This window comes from Mesorhizobium huakuii, from assembly GCF_014189455.1.
GTDB classification, from domain to species: domain Bacteria; phylum Pseudomonadota; class Alphaproteobacteria; order Rhizobiales; family Rhizobiaceae; genus Mesorhizobium; species Mesorhizobium huakuii_A.
This window is the reverse complement of record NZ_CP050296.1, coordinates 2,640,195-2,659,083: the sequence shown is the minus strand read 5'-3', so window position 1 is coordinate 2,659,083 and position 18,889 is coordinate 2,640,195. Positions and strand designations below refer to the sequence as shown.

At 65.2% G+C, this 18,889-nt stretch carries 16 protein-coding genes and 1 pseudogene; 7 read left to right on the top strand and 10 right to left on the bottom strand.

From position 1 onward, the window contains the following. Positions 1-9: 9 nt before the first annotated feature. Both HB778_RS13165 and tsaD read right to left on the bottom strand, forming a co-directional pair. The gene (locus tag HB778_RS13165; RefSeq protein ID WP_183464290.1) at positions 10-1,017 is read right to left on the bottom strand and encodes an NAD(P)H-dependent glycerol-3-phosphate dehydrogenase; all 1,008 of its coding nucleotides are present in this window, start codon (positions 1,015-1,017) and stop codon (positions 10-12) included. After that, positions 1,014-2,099: a tRNA (adenosine(37)-N6)-threonylcarbamoyltransferase complex transferase subunit TsaD gene (gene tsaD / locus HB778_RS13160; RefSeq protein ID WP_183465074.1), complete on the bottom strand. Its 1,086-nt coding sequence runs from the start codon at positions 2,097-2,099 to the stop codon at positions 1,014-1,016. The genes HB778_RS13165 and tsaD overlap by 4 nt, the downstream gene beginning before the upstream one ends. Positions 2,100-2,257: 158 nt before the next feature. On the opposite strand from tsaD, the gene hemC reads away from it, so the two are divergent. From hemC to HB778_RS13130, 6 genes and pseudogenes are all read left to right on the top strand, one after another. Then, a complete protein-coding gene (gene hemC, locus HB778_RS13155) occupies positions 2,258-3,184 on the top strand; it encodes a hydroxymethylbilane synthase (RefSeq protein WP_183464289.1) in 927 nt (308 codons plus the stop codon). A 2-nt stretch (positions 3,185-3,186) separates the two neighbouring features. Next, positions 3,187-3,903, top strand: coding sequence for a uroporphyrinogen-III synthase (locus tag HB778_RS13150; RefSeq protein ID WP_183464288.1), 717 nt, complete (start codon positions 3,187-3,189; stop codon positions 3,901-3,903). A gap of 110 nt (positions 3,904-4,013) precedes the next feature. Beyond that, a pseudogene (locus HB778_RS13145) lies at positions 4,014-5,490 on the top strand (COG4223 family protein). Between the two features lie 10 nt (positions 5,491-5,500). Beyond that, a complete protein-coding gene (locus HB778_RS13140) occupies positions 5,501-7,102 on the top strand; it encodes a heme biosynthesis protein HemY (RefSeq protein WP_183464287.1) in 1,602 nt (533 codons plus the stop codon). Positions 7,103-7,154: 52 nt separating this feature from the next. Then, positions 7,155-7,634: a TerB family tellurite resistance protein gene (locus HB778_RS13135; protein ID WP_183464286.1), complete on the top strand. Its 480-nt coding sequence runs from the start codon at positions 7,155-7,157 to the stop codon at positions 7,632-7,634. An 18-nt stretch (positions 7,635-7,652) separates the two neighbouring features. Then, the gene (locus HB778_RS13130) at positions 7,653-8,369 is read left to right on the top strand and encodes a glutamine amidotransferase (protein WP_183464285.1); all 717 of its coding nucleotides are present in this window, start codon (positions 7,653-7,655) and stop codon (positions 8,367-8,369) included. Between the two features lie 20 nt (positions 8,370-8,389). Here HB778_RS13130 and HB778_RS13125 read toward each other — a convergent pair whose 3' ends face one another. The 8 genes from HB778_RS13125 to HB778_RS13090 all read right to left on the bottom strand — a co-directional run bounded on the left by HB778_RS13125 (position 8,390) and on the right by HB778_RS13090 (position 17,630). Continuing rightward, the gene (locus HB778_RS13125) at positions 8,390-8,698 is read right to left on the bottom strand and encodes an NIPSNAP family protein (RefSeq protein ID WP_183464284.1); all 309 of its coding nucleotides are present in this window, start codon (positions 8,696-8,698) and stop codon (positions 8,390-8,392) included. A 48-nt stretch (positions 8,699-8,746) separates the two neighbouring features. After that, entirely contained in the window at positions 8,747-9,985 is a 1,239-nt protein-coding gene (locus HB778_RS13120) for an MFS transporter (RefSeq protein ID WP_183464283.1), read from the bottom strand. Between the two features lie 161 nt (positions 9,986-10,146). Further along, the gene (locus HB778_RS13115) at positions 10,147-11,247 is read right to left on the bottom strand and encodes an aminotransferase class I/II-fold pyridoxal phosphate-dependent enzyme (protein WP_183464282.1); all 1,101 of its coding nucleotides are present in this window, start codon (positions 11,245-11,247) and stop codon (positions 10,147-10,149) included. Positions 11,248-11,369: 122 nt separating this feature from the next. Further along, positions 11,370-11,828 (bottom strand): MucR family transcriptional regulator, encoded by a 459-nt coding sequence (locus HB778_RS13110; protein WP_183464281.1) that lies wholly within the window; start codon positions 11,826-11,828, stop codon positions 11,370-11,372. 213 nt (positions 11,829-12,041) lie between these two features. After that, positions 12,042-12,740 (bottom strand): ROK family protein, encoded by a 699-nt coding sequence (locus HB778_RS13105; protein WP_183465073.1) that lies wholly within the window; start codon positions 12,738-12,740, stop codon positions 12,042-12,044. A gap of 14 nt (positions 12,741-12,754) precedes the next feature. Beyond that, the gene (gene zwf, locus HB778_RS13100; protein WP_183464280.1) at positions 12,755-14,131 is read right to left on the bottom strand and encodes a glucose-6-phosphate dehydrogenase; all 1,377 of its coding nucleotides are present in this window, start codon (positions 14,129-14,131) and stop codon (positions 12,755-12,757) included. A gap of 22 nt (positions 14,132-14,153) precedes the next feature. After that, positions 14,154-15,170 (bottom strand): phosphogluconate dehydrogenase (NAD(+)-dependent, decarboxylating), encoded by a 1,017-nt coding sequence (gene gnd, locus HB778_RS13095; protein WP_183464279.1) that lies wholly within the window; start codon positions 15,168-15,170, stop codon positions 14,154-14,156. Between the two features lie 51 nt (positions 15,171-15,221). Next, entirely contained in the window at positions 15,222-17,630 is a 2,409-nt protein-coding gene (locus HB778_RS13090) for a glucan 1,4-alpha-glucosidase (protein ID WP_183464278.1), read from the bottom strand. A 196-nt stretch (positions 17,631-17,826) separates the two neighbouring features. Between HB778_RS13090 and HB778_RS13085 the strand changes: the two genes are divergently transcribed. Continuing rightward, entirely contained in the window at positions 17,827-18,840 is a 1,014-nt protein-coding gene (locus tag HB778_RS13085; RefSeq protein ID WP_183464277.1) for an ABC transporter substrate-binding protein, read from the top strand. Positions 18,841-18,889: the final 49 nt, after the last annotated feature.

Sequence of the window (18,889 nt, the reverse complement as noted above, 5' to 3'; positions counted from 1 at the left end):
TTGGGGGGATCAATCGTTGGTTTCGGTCTTCAGCGGCCGGGTCATCAAGGTGGTCACGGCCTGGCGGATGGTGATGGTGCCGTCCAGTATGGCCGCCACGGCGGCTATGATCGGTGCGTCTATGCCGCGCTCGGTGGCGATGCGGGCGGCGATCGCCGCTGTCGGCACGCCCTCGGCCAGCGGCAGCCCGGCAAGCGCCTTGCCTTGCCCGAGCGCCAGCCCGTAGGCGAAATTGCGCGATTGCGCCGACGAGCAGGTCAGCAGCAGGTCGCCAAGGCCGGAAAGCCCCATCAAGGTCTCGGGCCTGGCGCCGAAGGCGGCACCGATGCGGCGCAGTTCGACGAAGCCGCGCGTCACCATGGCGGCCTGGGCGCTGGCGCCGAGCCCGGCACCAGTGACGGCACCGGCAGCGATGGCAAAGACATTCTTCAAGGCGCCACCGATCTCGACGCCGATCAGGTCGTCGCTCGAATAGCAGCGCAGGTTTTCCGCCGAAAAGCGCGCGGCGAGGCCGGCCGCCAGGCGCTCGTCGCCGGCGGCCACCACCACCGCCGTCGGCAGGCCGCGGGCAACGTCGGTGGCAAAACTCGGGCCGGACAGCGCGGCGACGGGGTTTCGCGGCAGAATCTCTTCGACGATTGCCGACAGCAAGTCGCCGGTGTCGCGCTCGATGCCCTTGGCGCAGAGGACAAGTGGGATGCCGGTTGGCACATGATCCTTCGCCGCCGTCAGCGTCGCCCGCAGCGATTGCGCCGGCGTCACCGCCAGCACGCAATCGGCCCCGGCGAGCGCTGCCGCAATGTCGGATGTCGCCTCGATGCCTGGCGCAATGGCAATGCCGGGCAGGTAGCGCGGATTCTCGCCACGGCCGATCGCCGCCACGGTTTCCGGGTCGCGCGCGAACATGCGCACCGCATGTTCGGCGCGCAGCATGGCCAGCGCCAGCGCCGTGCCCCAGGCGCCGCCGCCGAGCACAGTGACGCGCCAGCCGCTTTTGCCCGGATTGCTGTTGGTCATGCCTTGGCTCCGCGCCGGCCGGAACCGACCATCGGCGCCGAGATGCTGTCCAGTGGCCAGCGCGAGCGCGGCACGAAATCGAAGCCGTTCTCCTGCGCCATGCCTTCGCGCAGCCGTTCGATACCGGCCCAGGCGATCATCGCCGCATTGTCTGTGCAAAGCTTCAGCGGCGGCGCGACGAAGGTGAAACCGGCGTCAGTGCAGAGCCGTTCCAGCGTCGCCTTGATGGTGCGGTTGGCGGCGACGCCGCCGGCGACGACCAAAGCCGGGTTTTTCGTGCCGGGGAATGTTTGGCTGAATCGTGCCAGCGCGCGCGAGACGCGGTCGGCGAGCGCATCGGCGACCGCCGCCTGGAACGAGGCGCAGATGTCGGCGACGTCCTGGTCGCCCAGCGGCTCGATCGCCGTTGCCGCCTGGCGCACGGCGGTCTTCAGGCCGGAGAAGGAAAAGTCGGGCTGCGCCGAGCCCTTCATCGGCCGCGGGAAAGCAAAGCGTGAGGCATTGCCCGTCAGTGCCGCCTTCTCGACATTCGGCCCGCCGGGATAGGGCAGGCCGAGCATCTTGGCCGTCTTGTCGAAGGCTTCGCCGAGCGCGTCGTCGATGGTGGTCGCCCAGCGCTGATAGTCGCCGACGCCGCGCACGGCCAGGATCTGCGTGTGACCGCCGGAGACGAGCAGCAGCAGATAGGGGAAATCGAGCCCGTCGGTCAGCCTTGCGGTCAAGGCGTGGCCTTCGAGGTGATTTATGGCGATCAGCGGCTTGCCTGCCGCCGCGGCGATCGCCTTGGCCGTCATCAGCCCGACAATCAGCCCACCGACCAGGCCGGGGCCGGCGGTGGCGGCGATGGCATCGATATCGGCAAGGGTCGTGCCCGAATCGGCAAGGGCCGCCTCGATAATGCCGTCCAGCGCCTCGACATGGGCGCGCGCGGCGATCTCGGGCACGACACCGCCAAAGGCGGCATGCTCCTCGATCTGGGAAAGCACGATGTTGGACAGGATTTTCGGCGCGGCGTCGCCCTCCAGCGCCACGACGCTGGCGGCGGTCTCATCACAACTCGTCTCGATGCCCAGAACGCGGATCAATTCGTCGCTATCCCAAGAGATTGTTTATCGAGCCTTTCCCCTTTAGGAGAAAGCCCGGAAAAGGCCTCGGTTATTCCAGCCGCATTTCTGCGACGCCAAGTGGCTCCACTTGGCTGCAAAATGCTCCGGCCGGGGGTTATCACGGACCGCGCGTCATGCAAACAACCTTGAAAATCGGAACACGCGGCAGCCCGCTGGCGCTGGCACAGGCGCATGAAACACAGGCGCGGCTGATGGCCGCGCATGGCCTGCCGGCGGAGGCCTTCGAAGTGGTCGTCATCTCGACCAGCGGCGACCGCATCCAGGACCGGCCGCTGTCGGAAGCCGGCGGCAAGGGCCTGTTCACCAAGGAAATCGAGGAAGCGCTGCTGGCGGGCGCGATCGACATCGCCGTGCATTCGTCGAAGGACATGCCGACGCAACTGCCGGACGGCCTGGAGCTTTCCGCCTTCCTGCCGCGCGAGGATGCGCGCGATGCCTTTGTCGGCAAGGCGGCGAAGACGATCGCCGAACTGCCGCGCGGGGCCAAGGTCGGCTCGTCGTCGCTCAGGCGGCAGGCGCTGATCCGCCGCATGCGGCCGGATCTCGACGTGGTGATGTTCCGCGGCAATGTGCAGACGCGGTTGCGCAAGCTCGACGAAGGGGTCGCCGCCGGCACCATCCTCGCCTATGCCGGGTTGAAGCGGCTGGGCCTAGAGCATGTCGCCACCGATCTGATGCCGCTCGACATTTTTCCGCCCGCACCCGGACAGGGCGCGATCGGCATCGAGACCCGGATCGGTGATCGCGCTGTCGAGAAGATGCTGGTGGCCATCCACGATGTGCCGACCGGACAGGCGCTCGCCTGCGAGCGCGCCTTCCTGGCGGCGCTCGACGGTTCCTGCCGCACGCCAATCGCCGGCTATGCCTTGATCGAGGCCGGAAAGCTCTCTTTCGCCGGCCTGATCATCTCGCCCGACGGCACGCAGTCGCACACGGTCGAACTGCAGGGACCAGCGCAGGATGCCGCCCGCATCGGCGATGAAGCCGCACGGACGGTGCGGGCCAAGGCCGGCGAAAAATTCTTCGACGGCTGGCTCTGAACATGCTTCGCGTCCTGGTGACCAGACCCGAACCGGGCGCCTCGCGCACGGCCCGGCGGCTTCAGGAGACAGGCTTTCAGCCGATCGTTCTGCCGCTGACCGAAACCGTGGCCTTGCCTGTCGATACCAGGCTGATTCCAGATGACGCTGTCACCGTTGCCGTCACCAGCGCCAACGCTGTGCGCCATGCCTCAAAGGAGGTGATCGCGGCGCTGGCTGCTCTGCCTTGCCATGCCGTGGGCGCCAAGACCGCCGAAGCGGCGCGCAAGATGGGGTTCTCTTCGGTCCTTGAAGGCTCCGGCGATGCCGAGGTGCTGGCCGATGGCATTGCGGCCGCGGTTCCCGGCAAGGCCATCGTCTATCTCTGCGGACGCGTGCGGTTTCCGGTGTTCGAGCAGAGGCTGGAAGCGGCTGGAGTCCAGGTCCGCGCCGTGGAGACGTATGACACGCTGCCGGTGCGGCATTCGGACGAGACCATCCTTGCGCTTCTGTCCGGCCAGCCGGTCGATGCGGTGCTGCTCTATTCGGCCAAGGCGGCCGCCGCGCTCCAAGCCCTGGTCAACCGGCCTGCCCTGCAAGGAGCCTTTGAAAAGACACAGGTTTTCGCTCTTTCCGCGCGCATCGCGGCTGCTTTCGACGACGGTGCCGGCAAAGCAATCCGTACCGCCACGCAGCCCGATGAGGAGGCGCTGCTGGCGCTTTTGCGGGTGCTGCCCTGAGCCGCGTCATCACACCGCCCCTTTTCACCGCTTGGTGATGTGCTAGACCCTTTCTGAACCATCACGCGCCGGCAGGCGTTGAGACGAAGCGAAGTTTGCGGAGCCCAGGCATGGTCAAGACGCCGAAGATGCGACACTCGAAAAGCCGCCGCGAGCCGGTGACCATCGATCTCGAGCCCGGTGCCGTCTCACGCGTCGTTGACGAGGATGCCGCCAAGGATGCAGCCCAGACCGATGAGGCGAAGGCCGAGGACACCGCCGATGCCTCGCAGCCCGAGACTCCGGAAGAGCCGGTGCATGCCGACCAGACCGACCTTGAGCCTTGGGAGCACACCGATGCCGCCGCAGGGCAGGCCGGGGCAGGGCCGTCTACGGAGGCCAAAGCCACTGAACCTGAGCTGCCCTATCCCGGTTCGGATGCGCCAGCCGATCGCGCCACGGCCTCCGATTACAATTTCGAGGATGCCTCGGCGAAGCGCGCCGATGACAGCAAGGCAAAAACCGGGACACGCGACGAAAGGATGGCGCCAACACCGCCTCCGGCAAAGCGTGGCGGCCTCAATGGCATCGCCGCCGGCATTGTCGGTGGTGTCATCGCGCTCGCCGGTGCCGGCGGCCTGCAATTTGCCGGCCTGCTTGGTGCGCCGGGCTCCGGCGCGGGCGTCTCGCTCGACGGCGTCAATGGCGAGATCGCTTCGCTGAAGAGCGAAATCGCCGGGCTGAAGGAAACTGGCGGCAACAACGATGCAGCGGCCAAGGTGGTCGGGCTTTCCTCTGGCCTGGAGCAGGTAAAGGCCGATGTCGCGGCGCTGAAATCGGCGGTTGAAAAAGGGCGGCGCGGGCGACAATGCCGGGCTTGCCGCCCTCGGTGACAAGGTCAAGCAGATCGAGACCGCGGTCGCCGCCCTCGGCAAGGCCGGCAGTGCGGCGCCGGTCGATCTCGGCCCGCTCAACGAAAAACTCGCCAGTCTCGACGCGCTGGTGAAATCGACAGGCGAGGCGGCGAAGGTCTGGGATGGCCGGCTGACCGCGCTGGAACAGTCGGTGTCGCAGCTTTCCGGCAAGGTCGACGCGCAGGCGTCGCAGCCGAAGATCGCGCTCGCCATCGCCGCTTCGGCCTTGAAGTCGGCGCTCGAACGCGGCGCGCCATTCTCGGCCGAACTCGATACGCTGGCCGCGATTTCGCCCAATGCGCCTGAGATTGCGACCTTGCGGCCCTATGCCGAAAAGGGCGTGCCGACCCGCACCGAGATCGCTGCGCAGATGGACGCCGCCGCCAATGCCATGGTCGCCGCGGCCACGCCAGTCGATGAGAATGCCGGCTTCCTGCAGAATCTGATGTCGAGCGCCGAATCGCTGGTCAAGGTGCGGCCGATCGGCGCCGTCGAGGGTCCCGGCGCGCCGGAAACCGTGGCGCGCATGGAGGTGGCGGTCACCCAGGGCGACTATGCCAAGGCGCTCAGCGAATACAATTCGCTGCCTGAAGCCGTGAAGGCTGCAGGTGCCGATTTTGCCGGCAAACTGAAGGCGCGCATCGAGGTCGAAACCCAGGTCGACGCGCTGATCTCCGGCGCGATGAAGGCATGAGGGCAAAACGATGATCCGCCTGCTCGCCTTCCTCATCGTCGTTTTCGCGCTCGGGCTGGGTTTTGCCTGGCTGGCCGACCGGCCGGGCGACATGGTCGTCACCTTCAACGGCTATCAGTACCAGGTCAGCCTGATGGTGGCGGCGGTTGCGGTCGTTGCCGTCGTCGCCGCCGTGATGATTCTGTGGTGGCTGATCAGGTCGCTGTGGAACAGCCCCTACACCATCTCGCGCTATTTCCGCGTCCGCCGCCGCGACCGTGGCTATCAGGCGCTGTCGACCGGCATGATCGCCGCCGGCGCCGGCGACGGTGCGCTGGCCCGCAAGAAGACCAAGGAAGCGGCCAAGCTGATCCGCTCCGACCAGGAGCCGCTGATCCATCTGCTCGAGGCACAGGCATCGCTGCTCGAAGGCGACCATGAAGGTGCGCGGCAGAAGTTCGAGAGCATGCTCGACGATCCCGAAATGCGGCTGCTCGGCCTGCGCGGGCTTTATCTCGAAGCCGAGCGTCTCGGTGACCGCAACGCCGCTCGGCACTATGCCGGCCGTGCCGCCGCCGTTGCGCCGCAACTGGCCTGGGCGGCCGAATCGACGCTGGAGGAATTGACCGCGCGCGGCGACTGGGACGGCGCTTTGAAACTGGTCGATGCGCAGAAGTCGACACGGCAGATCGAGCGCGACGCCGCCAACCGCCGTCGCGCCGTGCTGTTGACCGCCAAGGCGCAATCGCTCGCCGACAGCGATCCCACCGCTGCCAGGACAGCGGCACTCGAGGCCAATAAGCTCAGGCCGGATTTCGCTCCGGCCGCCGTTGCCGCCGCCGCGGCGCTGTTCAAGCAGAACGATGTGCGCAAGGGCTCCAAGGTTCTGGAGACGGCGTGGAGGGCCGAGCCGCATCCGGAGATCGCCGAGCTCTACACCCATGCAAGGCCGGGCGACGCGGTGCTCGACCGCCTCAACCGGGCGAAAAAGCTGCAGGAGATGAAGAAGAACCACGCCGAATCGTCGATGACGGTGGCGCGTGCCGCGCTCGACGCGCAGGACTTTTCGACCGCCCGCCGCGAGGCCGAGGCGGCGATCCGGATGGACCGCCGCGAGGGCGCCTATCTGCTGCTGGCCGACATCGAGGAGGCCGAGACCGGCGACCAGGGCAAGGTGCGGCAGCTGTTGTCCAAGGCGGTGCGGGCGCCGCGCGATCCTGCCTGGGTCGCCGATGGCGTCGTGTCGGAGCGCTGGGCGCCGGTGTCGCCGGTCACCGGCCGGCTCGACGCCTTCGAGTGGCGCGCGCCGATGGAGCGGCTTGGCCAGTTGATCGACAGCCGCGACGATGCGCCGGATGCCGCCGTTGTGGCTATCGAAGCGCCGGCCAGGCCGGTGTCGGAAAAGCCGATCGCTGTCGTCGATCCTGCGGTCTCGGGCAGCGAGACAACGGGCAAGGGAACCGATAGAAGCGAAGATCAGGTCACGCCGGTGACTGCGGCTGCGTTCGCGGCGGTGCCGGCTGATGCCGAGGCGGTCGAGCCGGCGGAAGAACTGGCGCGCTTGCCGGACGATCCCGGCGTCGATCCGGACGAGGAAGCGGAAAAGTCGCCGCGCCGGTTCCGGCTGTTTTGATTTTGGCCTTCGGGTGATTGACTTGGCCCTTGGGCCGTTTGGGAATGGATTGATGTTCGAACGCGTTCTGTCGTTTCTCAGGGATTTGCCGGCCGGCGCCGGCGCGCAGGCCAGCACGGACGATCCGCGTGTCGCCGCGTCGGCGCTGCTCTACCATGTGATGAACGCCGACGGCGTGCGCCAGGATGTCGAATGGGAGCGGTTCAAGGCGGTGCTCTCCGAAAGTTACTCGATCAGCGGTGCCGAGCTCGAAGCGCTCGTCGCCGCCGGGGAGCGCGCCGACAATGAGGCGATCGATCTCTATGCCTTCACCAGCGTGCTCAAGCGCCATCTCGACGCGGACGGGCGCAAGGCCTTTATCGGCCTGATGTGGGAGATCGTCTACGCCGATGGCGAGCTGCACGAGCTCGAGGACAATACGGTCTGGCGCGTCGCCGAGCTGATCGGCGTCGAGCGTCACGACCGGGTCGAGGCGCGCCGCAAGGCGGCGGCGCATGCCCCGGGCGCGCGTGGAATTTCGAGCGACGAATAGACGGGATCTCGCCTGACGATGCCGCGCAGAACGAGTTCGAAGCCAAAAATCCTGATCGTGCTGCATCAGGAGAATTCGAGCCCCGGACGCGTCGGCCACATGCTCATCGAAGAGGGTTTCGAGCTCGACATCCGCCGCCCGCCGCTCGGCGACGCCTTGCCGGAGACGCTGGATGGCCATGCCGGCACGGTGGTGTTCGGCGGGCCGATGAGCGCCAATGACGAGGACGAGTTCGTCCGCCGCGAGACCAATTGGCTGGAAATTCCGCTGCGGGAGAACAGCCCATGCCTGGGCATCTGCCTCGGCGCGCAGATGCTGGTCAACCATCTCGGCGGCAAGGTCGAGGGTCACGGCGAAGGGCTGGTCGAGATCGGCTGGTATCCGCTCAAGGCGACCGAGGCGGGCCGGAAACTCATGCACTGGCCCGAAATGGTCTACCAGTTCCACCGCGAGGGCTTTTCGCTGCCGAGGGACGCGACGCTGCTGGCGACGGCCGATACCTATCCCAACCAGGCCTTCCGCTATGGCGACAATGCCTGGGGCATCCAGTTCCACGGCGAGCTGACCCGGGTGATGATGCAGCGCTGGGTGGTGCGCGGCGCGCATCGCTTCGAGTTGCCGGGCGCGCAGCCCGGCCGCGATCACCTCGGCGGCCGGCTGATCTGGGACATGCACCTGAAGCGCTGGCTGGACGAGTTTTTGCGCATGGTGTTCGGCAGGCCGGCGGTGCGGTAGCTCCCTCTCCTGCGATTTATCTACGGTTCGAGCACCGGCCGCATGAAGCTACGCTCATAGCTGAGAATGCTGCGATTGCGCTTTTCCGTCTCAAACACTTCCTGGCATTCCGGGTCGGCCGCCATCCGCTTGCGATAGTCCTCGTAGTCGGCAAGGCTCGGAAAGCTGAACATGGCATAGGCGATATTGTTCGCTCCTTCGCTCGGAAGGAAATAGCCGTGATGGTTTCCGCCGAGGCGATTGACCAGACCGATCCAGCGGCGGCCATATTCTTCAAACTCGGCGAGCTTGTACGGGTCGATGACATATTTCAGGTAACAGGTGATCATGGGAGTTCCTGTGACAGGGTGATGTATCTTGCTGACCGTCAGCGAGCGTCAGTTCCGGCCGTTGAGGTGGCGTACTTTACGCAGTTGCGGGAACAGCACCATCCACAGCCCGGCAACCGCGATCGCGCCGATGCCGCCAATGACGACGGCCGGAACCGTGCCGATCAGCGCCGCCATGGTGCCGGCGCGGAATTCGCCGACTTCGTTGGAGGCGCCGACAAAAACCTGGTTCACGGCGTTGACGCGGCCGCGCACCTCGTCCGGCGTCCACAACTGGATCAGCGTCTCCCTGATGTAGACGCTGAACATGTCGGTGGCGCCGAGGAAGACGAGTGCTGCGATCGACAGCCAGGTGATGGTCGACAGGCCGAACAGCACGGTGAAGGCGCCGAACGACGCGGCTGCGGCCAGCATGATCATGCCGGCATGGTTGCGAAGTGGATGGCCGGCCAGCCAGATGGCGACGCAGATGGCGCCGACGCTGGGCGCCGAGCGCAGCAGGCCGAGGCCCCAGGGGCCGAGCTGCAGGATATCGCGCGCATAGACCGGCAGCAGCGCAGAAGCGCCTGACAGCAGAACGGCGAACAGATCGAGCGAGATGGCGCCAAGCACGATCTTCTCGCTCCAGATATAGCTGAACCCGCCAAACAGGTTCTGCAGCGTCGGCTTCTCGGTCTCGGTGCGTTGGGCAGGCTTCGGGATGGTGAAGATCAGCAGTCCGGACGCAAGCATGAGCACGGCGGCGGTGCCGTAAGCGGCTTCCGCAGACACGCCGTAGAGCAGGCCGCCGGCGACCGGACCGACGATGGTCGCGGTCTGCCAGGCGGACGAGTTCCAGGCGATGGCGTTGGCGAAATCCTCCGGCGGCACCAGATTGGCGAACAGTGAGGCCGAGGCCGGGCCGAAGAAGGCGCGCGCCACGCCGAACATGGCGAGCACGCAGAAGATCGGCAGCGATCCGCTGATGCCATGCAGTGTCAGGGTGAGCAGCGCCAGCGCGCAGATCGCCTCCACCACCACCGCCAGCGCCATGATCAGGCGGCGGCCGAAGCGGTCGGCGACGACCCCGGTGACCAGCACCAAAAGCAGGGACGGCAGGAACTGGACGATGCCGACCAGGCCGAGGTCGAAGGGATCGCGCGTCAAATCATAGATCTGCCAGCCGACGGCGACCGAGACGATCATGGTGGCGAAGGTGGTGAGGAAGCGCGCCGCCCAATAGCTCAGGAAGGAGCGGTGGCGAAACGCGGCATAGCGCTGGTCCGGCGAAGTTTGTGCGGCAGTCATGAAATGAGGCCCCGTTGCGATGGCATTGATCGGCGGGGCACTTCCCGAATGGGCGCTGGTCCGACCAATGGAACGTCTAACAAAGTTCGCGGCGGGATGTGCGTTAAAATCAGGCCTGGATCAAGGGATTTTCAGCCTGCTCCGCCCGTCGCACAAGGAAGTTACTGCCGAAGTGCTGCCGAAATGGCTTCGAGCCCGCCTCGCAACTCGGCTTCCGTCGGCCAGCCGAAGCCGACGCGGAAGAAGCGCTTTTGCATTTCGAACCAGTGGCCGGGCCCGACATAGGTGCCGTGGTCTTCCAGCAGGTTGACATAGAAGCGGTCGAGGTCGAAACCGGGTTCGACGTTGAGGCGCGGGAAGCCGACGACGCCGCCTTCGGGCCTGATCCAGTCGACCAGCGGCTCGCGATCGATCCAGGCCTGGACGATGTCGCGGCGCTTGTCCATTTCGGGCAACAACGTCGCCAGGAACGCGTCCCGCCGTTCCAGCATGCCGCGGGCAATGCCTTCGTCGATGACACTACCGCAAATGCCGATCTGTTCCTTGGCGGCGAGGAATGTCTCCTGAAGCGCCGCATCCCTGGTGATCAGCCAGCCGATGCGGATGCCGGGAATGCCGAAGGCTTTCGACAGGGACGAGACGCTGATCGCCTTCTTGCTGAGCGAGGCCGCCGACGGCAGGCGCCGGCCATAGGAAAGGTCGCGATAGGTCTCGTCGACCAGCAAATGGCAGTTTCTGGCCTCCGCGAGCGCCACCAGCGCATCGAGATCGGTGCGCGACATCATCGTGCCGGTCGGGTTGTGCGGACAAGTAACGCTGATCAGTTTCGTGTTCGGCCGCATCGCCGCGTTGATGGCCTTGACATCGATGGCAAAGCCGTCCTCGAAAGCGAGATCGACAAAGCTGATGGCGCAACCGATCGCGCGTGGGGTTTCGATGTTGGTGGCGTAGTTGGGCCTGATGACGACGAGGTGATCGCTCGCCGACAGAAGCGAGGTGGAGATGATGAACAGCGCGCCGGCGGCACCGGCGGTGACCAGCACATCGTCAGGCGAGACGCCGGCATCCTGCGCTGCGATCAGCGCACGCAACTCCTTGTCGCCGCGATGCTCGCCATAGAACAGCGTCAGATCGGGCAGCGACAGGCCGATGTCGGAAAGCTTCTGGTCGGCGATCGAGCTTTCGGAGAGATTGAAGCGGATGCGGTCGTAGCCGTATTCCTCCGGCGCTTCCTTCTCGATCACCATCCTGGTGTAATTCATGGCTTCCCCCGCATCACCTTTGTCTGGGGTATCCAAGCCATAAAAACATGAAGCCTGCCAAGGCGGTTTCGCCGGCAGGCTTCTGCTCCAGTCGTCCTAAATATTGGCTCAGGCCGAATTGCTCAGGCCGCGACCTTGGCCTTGCGGCCCTTGGCCTTGACGGGCGCCACTTCGACGGCCTTGCGGCCGAGGCCGATCGACTTCGCCAGTTGCGAGCGCGAGGCCGCGTAGTTGGGGGCAACCATCGGATAGTCCGCCGGCAGGCCCCATTTGGCGCGGTAGGCGTCCGGCGTCAGGCCGAAATGCACGCCGAGATGGCGCTTCAACGATTTGAACTTCTTGCCGTCCTCGAGGCAGATGATGAAATCCGGCGTCACCGACTTCTTCGGGTTGACTGCGGGAACCAGGGGTGCTGCCACCGGAACGGCCGGCTTGCCGAGCCCGCTGATCGAGGTGGCGACGCTGGCGATGAGGTCGGCCAGACCGGAGGCGGGCAGGCGGTTCTTCTCAACGTAAGCGGATACGATGTGGGCGGTCAGTTCGAGAAGGTCGATACGAGCGTCGTTGCTATCGTCGGTCAATGTTTCCTCCGTCTATGGTGCACGGCCTCGAAAATCGGGAGCGTTTTCGAAAGGACGAGGCACAAAAAACAAAAAATGCTGAAGCGTCTTTAGCGTGTTCCGCGGAGCACGCCGGACAGTGCGCAAAATTCCTAGTCGGCAAATCTGCGCAACGCAATGATTAAGCGCGGCGACACACGTTATTTTGAACAACTATACTAAACTGTAATACTATCAGACGATCAGGGCCTTGTCTCGCCACAGACGAAATCCGCCTTCGAAGGCGCGTGTGTTGTCACCGCGCCTGGAGTCGGCCGGTAACTCGTCGAGCTTGTCGACATTGCCGCCACCAATGACGACATAGTCTGGCTGCAGGGCGGCGCGCAGCCGGCTGACGACGTCGAAGACATATTTGCGCCACTTCTTCTTGCCGCGCTTTTCCAGGCCGCGCTCGCCGACATAGTCCTCGAAGCTTGCGCCCTTCTTGTAGGGAAGATGGGCGAGTTCCATCGGCTGGCCGACATTGTCGAGGATCATCGCCGCACCGAGGCCGGTTCCGAGGCCGAGGAACAGCATGCGCCCGCCCTCATAGCTGCCGATGGCCTGCATCAGCGCATCATTGACCACCTTGACCGGCTTGCCGAACTGCGCGGCGAAATCGAAGCCGGCCCAGCCCTTGCCGAGGTTCATCGGGTCGAGCACCGGCTTGTTGTGACGCACCGGGCCGGGATAGCCCATCGAGATGACGTCATAGGACAGGCCTTCGGCGAGCTTCTTCACCGTGGCGATCATCTGCTGCGGCGTCAGGTCCGGGCCGGAATCGGCCCGGCGCTCGGCGCCGCCGTTGCTGGTCAGGATCTTGACGTGCGAGCCGCCAATATCGATCGCCAACACGATCTGCTCGGGTGCTGTCTGCTTCACGGCCTTGGCCATCGCGTCCCCTTCCCTCATGCCACCGGGTCGATCCAGCCATTGGGTGGCCCGAAGCCGGCCATGGCGTCGGCCGGCCCCCATGTTTTCGGCTCGTAGAGATGCGGCGTCGTGGTGTCGCCGAGCACCGGCCCGACAATGCGCCAGGCGAGCTCCGCCGCATCCTGGCGGGTGAAGAGTTGGCCATTGCCGTTCATGGCGTCGCCGATCAGCCGTTCGTAAGGCGGCATGTCGCTCTTGCTGTCGTCGAGCGCCGTCAACTCCACCTGCTCGCCGACCATGTCGTCGCCAGGCGCCTTGCGCTGGGCGCCGATGGCGATCACCACCTGCGGGTCGATACGGAAGCGCACGTAATTCTGGTCGGCGGGCTTGATAGGGTCGAAGACGTCGAGCGGCGGCCGCTTCAGCCGCACCACCACCTCGGTGACATGCACCGGCATGTTCTTTCCGGCGCGGATGAAGAACGGCACGTCCTGCCAGCGCCAGGTGTCGACGAAGAAGCGCACCGCCGCGAAGGTCTCGACCGGCGAGTTCGGCTTGACGCCGGGCTCGGCGAGATAGCCGGTGAACTGGCCGCGCACGACATCGTCCTTCGTCAGCGTCCGGATCGCCCTCAGCACCTGGACCTTCTCGTCGATCAGATCGTCGGCGGAACGGCCGACCGGCGGCTCCATGGCCAGCAGCAAAAGGATGTTGAGCAGGTGGTTCTCGATGACGTCGCGGATGCAGCCGACATCGTCATAGAACTTACCGCGCCCTTCGATGCCGAAATCCTCGGCCATGGTGATCTGCACGCTCTCGACGAAATTGCGGTTCCAGATCGGTTCGAGCAGGGAATTGGCGAAGCGGAAATAGAGCAGGTTCTGGATCGCTTCCTTGCCGAGATAGTGGTCGATGCGGAAGATCGACTGTTCGTCGAACACCAGATGCAGCACCCGGTTCAGCCAGCGCGCCGATTGCAGATCGTGGCCGAACGGCTTTTCCACCATCAGCCGCGCGCCATGCGCGGTGCCGGATTGCTCCAACCCTTGCACGACCGTCTCGAACATGGTCGGCGGCACCGCCATGTAGTGCAGCGGCCGCTGGGCGCTGCCGAGCGCTGTCTTCAGCTTCTCGAAAGTGGCCGGATCGCGGTAGTCGCCGCTGACATAGCGCAGCTGCGAGGCGAATTTGGCGAACACCTTCTCGTCGATCTTGCCCAGCGCATTGACGATGCCGTCGCGGGCGCGGTCCTGCAACTGCTTCAAGTCCCAGGCGTCGAAGGCGACACCGATCACCGGTTCGGTGAGCGTGCCCTTGGCCACCATCTGGTACAGCGCTGGAAATATCTTCTTGTGGGCGAGGTCGCCGGTGGCCCCGAAGAGCACTAGTGTGTCGGACCGTTCCTGGCTCATGCGTGCGTCTCCCGCTGTGGCGTCACTTGCCGGCCTTCGGCTTTTCGACATGGCCGCCGAAGGCGTAGCGCATGGCGGACAACAGCTTGTCGGCGAATTCTGATTCGCCTTGCGAGGAGAAACGGTCGAACAACGCCGAGGACAGCACCGGCGCCGGCACGCCGGTGTCGATCGCCGCCTTCAGCGTCCAGCGGCCTTCGCCCGAATCCGAAACCCGGCCGCCGAACTGCGCCAGGCCCGGATCGCTCTTCAGGGCGCCGGCGGTCAGGTCGAGCAGCCACGAGCCAATGACGCTGCCATGGCGCCAGACCTCGGCCACCTGCGGAAGGTCGATGTCGAACTGGTAATATTGCGGGTTTTCCAGCGGGCTGGTCTCGGCGTCCGCCGTGCGTTGCCGCTTGCCGGCATTGGCCGATTTCAGGATGTTCATGCCTTCTGCATAGGCGGCCATGACGCCATACTCGATGCCATTGTGCACCATCTTGACGAAGTGGCCGGCGCCGCTCGGTCCGCAATGCAGATAGCCGAAGGGCGCGGTGCCTGCGGCCTTGTCCGGGGTCGGCGCGCCGGCATCGGCGCCCGGCGCCAGCGTGGCGAAGACCGAATCGAGGTGCTTCACCGCTACGTCGGGACCGCCGATCATCAGGCAGTAGCCGCGCTCCAGGCCCCAGACACCGCCGCTGGTGCCGACATCGACCAGATGGATGCCCTTGGTGGCCAGTTTCGCGGCCTGGTCGACGGCGTCGTGATAGTAGGAATTGCCGCCGTCGATGACGATGTCGCCGGGCTCCATCAGGGCCGACACCTGATCGATGATCTTGCCGGTGATCGCTGCCGGCAGCATCAGCCAGACACAGCGCGGCTTGGCGAGCTTACCGACGAATTCCGTCAGGGAGGCCGCGCCCAGGGCGCCGTCGCTCACCAGCGCCGCGACGCTTGCCGGGTTGATGTCGTAGACGACGCATTCATGGCCGTCGCGCATCAGGCGGCGGACCATGTTGGCGCCCATCCGGCCCAGTCCCATCATTCCGATCTGCATGGTTTCGTCCCGATTGCTTGAGGAAAGAAGAAATCTATCGGTCCCGCCTAATCATGATGCGTCAATGCCGACGCTGAAGTCGACATTCTCCCAACGCATCGCATCGGGCCAGAAAAAAGTGAAGACGATGGTGCTTCCCGGCGCCAGTCCGGCGACCGGCAGGTCGACCAGATGGACGCCGAAAGCGTTTTCCCCGGTCTTGTGATCCTGGATCGTCAGCCAATTGTCGCTGCTCCAATGGACGACGCCCGGCGCCGAAAGCTCGACGCGCAAAACCTTGCCGGCGGGGATGGAGCGGATCTTGTTGTTGAAGCGCCATATCCTGAGCGGCGAGCTTGTCTTGCCCTTGATGTAGCGCTCAACGCCTTGCGGCGGCATGTCGAAGACCGCGCCGTCGCGTAGCGATCGCAACAGCTTGATGTGCTCGGCATGCGCCCAGACCAGCGGCATGGCGCTGCCGGAGGGTTTGCCAAGCCACAGCTCGCGGTCCGGCAGGTCCGGGCTGTCCCAGACCTGTTCCGGCAGCAGCCCGCCTATGCCCGCCGAGCGCTCGAAGGTCTCGAGAAGCTCCGCGGCTTTGTCCTTGCGGCCGGCGGCCAGCTCATAATGCGCCCGCTCACCGGTGAGCAGGGGCCAGGCGCGTCCCTGGCCGGTGCCGTCGAAAGGCGTGCCATCCTCGTGCTCACCATAGCCGTCGCCGGTGTAGCGGTGCCAGACCGGGCCTTGCGGCAGGTCGCAACGCAAAAGGGCGTCGACGGCCTTGACGGTATCGACGATGCGCGGATCGTCGGCCGCCCTGAGGCCAAAGCGGACCAAGGCCAGGGCGTCTGGGCTGATGATGGCTTCCGCCGGTTTGTCGGTGTCGCCCGGCGGACGATTCTTGATCGGCACGAAGCCGTCCTTCGGCGCGGCGGCGCCCGCATCGTCCGGCGGCGCGATGCGGACATAGTAGCCTTCGACGCCTGTCTCGATGCACACCTCAGTGCCCGTGACGTACGTCCAGCGTTCGACCTGATCGTTCCAACAGTCGGCGATTTCGCGCAGGTAGTTTGCCGGCTCACTCTTTCCGACGACATCCAGCATGTCGGCGGCGGCAAGCAGCGCGGCGATCTCGACGGCCAGCGTGAACGGGCTGTAGCCGGCGTCTTCCTCCCAGCGGTCCTCGCCGGTGACGGGGCCGTTGCGCACGACATAGGAGGCCGCGCTTTCGATCATCGCCAGGAAATCGGCGAGTTTTGTGCGCGGCAGGTGGCCGGCGCGGCGCAAGGCGTCGGCCAGAAGCAGCGGAAAGGCGCATTCATCCATCTGGATGCCGGGCCAATAGGCGGTGCCGTTTGACCAGACATTCTGCGGCCAGTGGCCGTCGGGCTGCTGGATCGAGCGCAGATAGGTCAGGATCTGCAGCGCCTGCTTGCCGTCGCCGGCGGCAAGGAAACCGCCGGCGGTCTCGACCAGGTCGCGCGGCCAGACCAGATGGTAGCCGCCGAGATCGTCGTCGCCCTTGTTGAAGCCCCAGGGGATCGACAGGCTGGCAACGGCGGCACCCGGTCGCGCGACCGAGAGATGCGAGGCCAGAACCGCTGTGCTCACACGATAGGTGTTCAGCCCGGAGGCGGTGTGGCGGTCGAGCTTCTCAAGTCCGGCCTGGAATGTCCGCCAGTTCTCGACATAGGTCGCGGCGGCTGCTTCGAAACCCTGCTTGAGACTGGCCAGCGCCAGGTCGGCGGCTGCTTCCGGCGACGCGCCGAAGCCGAGCGCCAGCAAGGCCGTGGTTTTGTCGGCCGAGAAGCCGATCTCGCCGGTCAGCGCGACATTGCCGTCTTCCGCCCGCTGGCAGGAGGGATCGAGCGCACCGCCGTTCTGCAATTGCTGCCAGCCGTCGGAGAAACCGACATAGCCGGCCGAACAGCTATGCCAGGGCAGCGAGGAGACCAGCGCCAGGGATACGCCGCGCCCCGTAGCGAAAAGCACGGGCTGGCCTTTGTGTTCGCCAGCCCAGGCCGTGTTGCCCATGCCGGCGTTGACGAGGTGCGGCGCAAGCAGCGCGTAGACCTGGTAGTCGGCCGCCGAAGCTTTCAGCGGAACGAATGCAATCTCCTGCAGCAGGACGGGCCGTTTCGGATCCGTAATGATGCGCTTTTCGATATGGTAGGCGCCGTCTGTCGCGGTGTTGGTCAGCCTGTATCCCGGCACGCCGTCCTCGAAGGGCGCGACTGCGTGCGCGGCGTCGCGCTTCTCTTCCGAGAAATAGCCGCCAGGGCCGGTGACGATCAGCTCCATGTCGCGCGTGCAGGCGCTGTCGAGACGCGGATAGTAGATCTCGTTCAAGATGCCGTGACTGATCGTGAACCAGAGCGGGCTCTTGGCTGAAAACGCGGTGCCGACGCCACTCTTGGCGCTTGATGTCCAGCGGGCCGGTATTCCGGGCGCGCCTTTTGCAACGGTCGGCGTTCCTGCCATCAATTGGCCTCCTGTCGTGCTCCTAGACCATGTGCCGGCGGCTTTTTCAATCATTGCACCGCAAGTTGATCGGAGGCATGCCAGCCTTTGCAGTTGACAGCTTGCGGTTCGTCTGAATTTGTCTGACAATAGATAAAAAACAGGGACTGCGCGTAACCATCATCAGGCAAAACTAGCAACTTTGGGAGGAAATCATATGAACAAACTGCTCGTTCTGGGTGCGCTGGCGGCTATGCTCGCCTCGGGCACGGCCCTTGCCGACACCAGCGGCAAGAAGATCGCATTCTCCAACAATTACGCCGGCAATTCGTGGCGGCAGGCGATGCTGGACAGTTATGGCATCGTCACCAAGAAGGCGGTGGACGACAAGATCGTCGGCGCGGCCGACATCTTCACCACCGCCGACAAGGAAGTGCCGACGCAGGCGGCGCAGGTGCAGAACCTGATCCTGCAGGGCTATGACGCCATCGTCATCAACGCGGCCTCGCCGGATGCGCTCAATGGCGCCATCAAGCAGGCCTGCGATGCCGGCATCACTGTCGTCTCCTTCGACGGCACCGTCACCGAGCCCTGCGCCTACCGCGTCGTCGTCGACTTCAAGGATATGGGCAAGCAGGAAGTCGAGCAGATGGCCAAGTTCCAGCCCAAGGGCGGGAACCTTCTTGAAATCCGCGGCCTGGCCGGCACCTCGATCGACGATGCCATCCATGCCGGCATCCTCGAAGGCGTCGCCGCCCATCCCGAATTCAAGATCGTCGGCTCGGTGACCGGCGACTGGGACCAGACGACGGCGCAGAAGGCGGTCGCGACCATCCTGCCCTCGCTGCCCGATGTCGTCGGCATCGTCGACCAGGGCGGTGACGGCTATGGCGCCGCCCAGGCTTTCGCCGCCGCTGGCAAGCCGCGCCCGACCATCATCATGGGCAACCGCCAGGACGAACTGAAGTGGTGGAAGGAACAGAAGGACAAGGACGGCTACAAGACCTGGTCGGCTTCGATCGCGCCCGGCGTGTCGTCACTCGCCTTCTGGGTGGCGCAGCAGGTGCTCGATGGCCGCAAGGACATTCCGCACGACCTGCTGGTGCCGTATCTGGCCTTCACCCAGGACGACTTCGAGGCAGCCCTGCCTAAGATCAAGGAAGGCGGCGTCGCCACCCACGAATACACACAGGAAGACGCCCTCGCGGCGATCAAGGCCAACATCAAGTGACTGTCGTGCCAGCGTTGCCCTTCGTACCATCGCGCGGATATCGTTGAGT

Excerpts from the sequence above, each read along its gene's own strand:
- HB778_RS13150 (WP_183464288.1), top strand. The coding sequence starts at position 3,187 with ATGCTTCGCGTCCTGGTGACCAGACCCGAACCGGGCGCCTCGCGCACG.
- HB778_RS13115 (WP_183464282.1), bottom strand. The coding sequence starts at position 11,247 with ATGAATTACACCAGGATGGTGATCGAGAAGGAAGCGCCGGAGGAATAC.
- HB778_RS13135 (WP_183464286.1), top strand. The coding sequence starts at position 7,155 with ATGTTCGAACGCGTTCTGTCGTTTCTCAGGGATTTGCCGGCCGGCGCC.
- gnd (WP_183464279.1), bottom strand. The coding sequence starts at position 15,170 with ATGCAGATCGGAATGATGGGACTGGGCCGGATGGGCGCCAACATGGTC.
- HB778_RS13090 (WP_183464278.1), bottom strand. The coding sequence starts at position 17,630 with ATGGCAGGAACGCCGACCGTTGCAAAAGGCGCGCCCGGAATACCGGCC.
- HB778_RS13120 (WP_183464283.1), bottom strand. The coding sequence starts at position 9,985 with ATGACTGCCGCACAAACTTCGCCGGACCAGCGCTATGCCGCGTTTCGC.
- HB778_RS13165 (WP_183464290.1), bottom strand. The coding sequence starts at position 1,017 with ATGACCAACAGCAATCCGGGCAAAAGCGGCTGGCGCGTCACTGTGCTC.
- HB778_RS13085 (WP_183464277.1), top strand. The coding sequence starts at position 17,827 with ATGAACAAACTGCTCGTTCTGGGTGCGCTGGCGGCTATGCTCGCCTCG.
- zwf (WP_183464280.1), bottom strand. The coding sequence starts at position 14,131 with ATGAGCCAGGAACGGTCCGACACACTAGTGCTCTTCGGGGCCACCGGC.
- HB778_RS13125 (WP_183464284.1), bottom strand. The coding sequence starts at position 8,698 with ATGATCACCTGTTACCTGAAATATGTCATCGACCCGTACAAGCTCGCC.
- HB778_RS13140 (WP_183464287.1), top strand. The coding sequence starts at position 5,501 with ATGATCCGCCTGCTCGCCTTCCTCATCGTCGTTTTCGCGCTCGGGCTG.
- hemC (WP_183464289.1), top strand. The coding sequence starts at position 2,258 with ATGCAAACAACCTTGAAAATCGGAACACGCGGCAGCCCGCTGGCGCTG.
- HB778_RS13130 (WP_183464285.1), top strand. The coding sequence starts at position 7,653 with ATGCCGCGCAGAACGAGTTCGAAGCCAAAAATCCTGATCGTGCTGCAT.
- HB778_RS13105 (WP_183465073.1), bottom strand. The coding sequence starts at position 12,740 with ATGGCCAAGGCCGTGAAGCAGACAGCACCCGAGCAGATCGTGTTGGCG.